The organism is Herbidospora sp. RD11066 (assembly GCF_054661255.1).
The window spans coordinates 1,695-5,005 of sequence record NZ_BAAGDO010000021.1 but is presented as its reverse complement, the minus strand read 5'-3'; the positions used below and the strand labels follow the sequence as shown (position 1 = coordinate 5,005).

Genomic DNA, 3,311 nt, shown 5'->3' with positions numbered 1-3,311 from the left:
TATGGTCAAGTCCTCGGCCTATTAGTACCGGTCAGCTCCACACGTTACCGCGCTTCCACTCCCGGCCTATCAACCCGGTCGTCTACCGGGGGCCTTACCCCACTTCTGGGTGGGAGACCTCATCTCAAGACGAGCTTCCCGCTTAGATGCTTTCAGCGGTTATCCCTTCCGAACGTAGCCAACCAGCCATGCTCCTGGCGGAACAACTGGCACACCAGAGGTTCGTCCGTCCCGGTCCTCTCGTACTAGGGACAGCCTCTTTCAAGTCTCCTGCGCGCGCAGCGGATAGGGACCGAACTGTCTCGCGACGTTCTAAACCCAGCTCGCGTACCGCTTTAATGGGCGAACAGCCCAACCCTTGGGACCTACTCCAGCCCCAGGATGCGACGAGCCGACATCGAGGTGCCAAACCATCCCGTCGATATGGACTCTTGGGGAAGATCAGCCTGTTATCCCCGGGGTACCTTTTAGCCGTTGAGCGACACCACTTCCACACGTCGGTGCCGGATCACTAGTCCCAGCTTTCGCTCCTGCTCGACCCGTCGGTCTCACAGTCAAGCTCCCTTGTGCACTTACACTCGACACCTGATTGCCAACCAGGCTGAGGGAACCTTTGGGCGCCTCCGTTACTCTTTAGGAGGCAACCGCCCCAGTTAAACTACCCACCAGACACTGTCCCCCACCCGGATTCACGGGCGCGGGTTAGACATCCAAAACGATCAGAGTGGTATTTCACCAATGACTCCACCATCACTAGCGTGACAGCTTCCCAGTCTCCCACCTATCCTACACAAACCGTTCCAAACACCAATGTCAAGCTGTAGTGAAGGTCCCGGGGTCTTTCCGTCCTGCTGCGCGAAACGAGCATCTTTACTCGTAGTGCAATTTCACCGGGTCTGTGGTTGAGACAGCGGGGAAGTCGTTACGCCATTCGTGCAGGTCGGAACTTACCCGACAAGGAATTTCGCTACCTTAGGATGGTTATAGTTACCACCGCCGTTTACCGGCGCTTAAGTTCTCACCTTCGCGACTTACGTCGCTAAGCGGTCCCCTTAACGTTCCGGCACCGGGCAGGCGTCAGTCCGTATACATCGTCTTACGACTTAGCACGGACCTGTGTTTTTAGTAAACAGTCGCTTCCCCCTGGCCACTGCGACCCCCACCAGCTCAGAGTGCAAGACTCATCACCAGCAGAGGCCCCCCTTCTCCCGAAGTTACGGGGGCAATTTGCCGAGTTCCTTAACCACAGTTCACCCGAACGCCTTAGTATTCTCTACCTGACCACCTGAGTCGGTTTAGGGTACGGGCCGCCACAACACTCACTAGAGGCTTTTCTTGGCAGCATAGGATCACCCACTTCGCCACAATCGGCTCGGCATCACACCTCAGACTTAATGAGAGACGGATTTGCCTATCTCTCGTCCTACATGCTTACCCCGGGACAACCGTCGCCCGGGATGGGCTACCTTCCTGCGTCACCCCATCGCTTACCTACTACCAGATCAGGTCCAGCGTTCCCCAGCCCGCTCTCCCGAAGGATCACAGGTGGGTAAGGACTGTTAGTATCACTGGCCTCGATATGGGCGCATCACAGCGGGTACGGGAATATCAACCCGTTATCCATCGACTACGCCTGTCGGCCTCGCCTTAGGCCCCGACTTACCCTGGGCGGATTAGCCTGCCCCAGGAACCCTTGGTCATCCGGCGCAGAAGTTTCTCACTTCTGATTCGCTACTCATGCCTGCATTCTCACTCGCGTCGCCTCCACAACTAGATCACTCTGCTGCTTCGCCGGCGACACGACGCTCCCCTACCCATCCGCGCAGAACGCGAATGCCACGACTTCGGCGGTGTACTTGAGCCCCGCTACATTGTCGGCGCGGAATCACTTGACCAGTGAGCTATTACGCACTCTTTCAAGGGTGGCTGCTTCTAAGCCAACCTCCTGGTTGTCTCTGCGACTCCACATCCTTTCCCACTTAGCACACGCTTAGGGGCCTTAGTCGGTGATCTGGGCTGTTTCCCTCTCGACTACGAACCTTATCGCCCGCAGTCTCACTGCTGCGCTCTCACTTACCGGCATTCGGAGTTTGGCTGACGTCAGTAACCTTGTCGGGCCCATCGGCCATCCAGTGCTCTACCTCCGGCAAGAAACACGCAACGCTGCACCTAAATGCATTTCGGGGAGAACCAGCTATCACGGAGTTTGATTGGCCTTTCACCCCTACACACAGATCATCCCCCAGGTTTTCAACCCTGGTGGGTTCGGTCCTCCACGCGGTCTTACCCGCGCTTCAACCTGCCCATGCGTAGATCACCCCGCTTCGGGTCTACAGCATGCGACTCAACGCCCTATTCAGACTCGGTTTCCCTACGGCTCCCCCACACGGGTTAACCTCGCCACACACCATAACTCGCAGGCTCATTCTTCAAAAGGCACGCAGTCACATCACAGACAAGCAAGCTTGTCTACGCTCCTACGGCTTGTAGGCACACGGTTTCAGGTACTATTTCACGACCCCTCACCGGGGCGCTTTTCACCTTTCCCTCACGGTACTAGTTCACTATCGGTCATCAGGGAGTATTTAGGCTTACCAGGTGGTCCTGGCAGATTCACACAGGATTTCTCGAGCCCCGTGCTACTTGGGATCCCCTCAACAAGCCAACGAAATTTCGCCTACCCGGCTCTCACGGTCTACGGCGTGCCTTCCCAGGCACTTCGACTATTTCGATGGTTTCTTACTTGCCGTGGCTGCGGCAGCAACCACCAGAAGGTCCCACGACCCCGCATACGCAACGCCCGCCGGCTATCACACGCATACGGTTTAGCCTCATCCGCTTTCGCTCACCACTACTCACGGAATCACTCTTGTTTTCTCTTCCTACGGGTACTGAGATGTTTCACTTCCCCGCGTTACCACCAACCGCCCTATACATTCAGGCGGAGGCAACACCACATGACTGGTGCTAGGTTTCCCCATTCGGACATCCCCGGATCAACGTCTGGTTGGCGACTCCCCGAGGCTTAACGCAGCCTCCCACGTCCTTCATCGGCTCCTGATGCCAAGGCATCCACCGTGTGCCCTAAAAAACTTGGCCACAAGATGCTCGCGTCCACTATGCAATTCACAAACAACAAACAGCGATCATTCACACGCCGCCACCAAACCACTCAACAGAGCGCGGTATGACGGAGGAAGATCCCGCAGTTAATCCAGAGGCAAACGCCCGGCGCTCAACAACAAGGCCACCACACGGAGGCGGCAGCCCGGTTGAGACGGTCCGTTTCCTCAGGACCCAACAGTGTGCTC

1 rRNA gene is annotated in these 3,311 nt (G+C 56.8%); it reads right to left on the bottom strand.

Going from position 1 to position 3,311, the window contains the following annotated elements:
* Position 1 precedes the first annotated feature (1 nt).
* Positions 2 to 3,099, bottom strand: a 23S ribosomal RNA gene (locus ACYQ78_RS39165).
* Positions 3,100 to 3,311 lie beyond the last annotated feature (212 nt).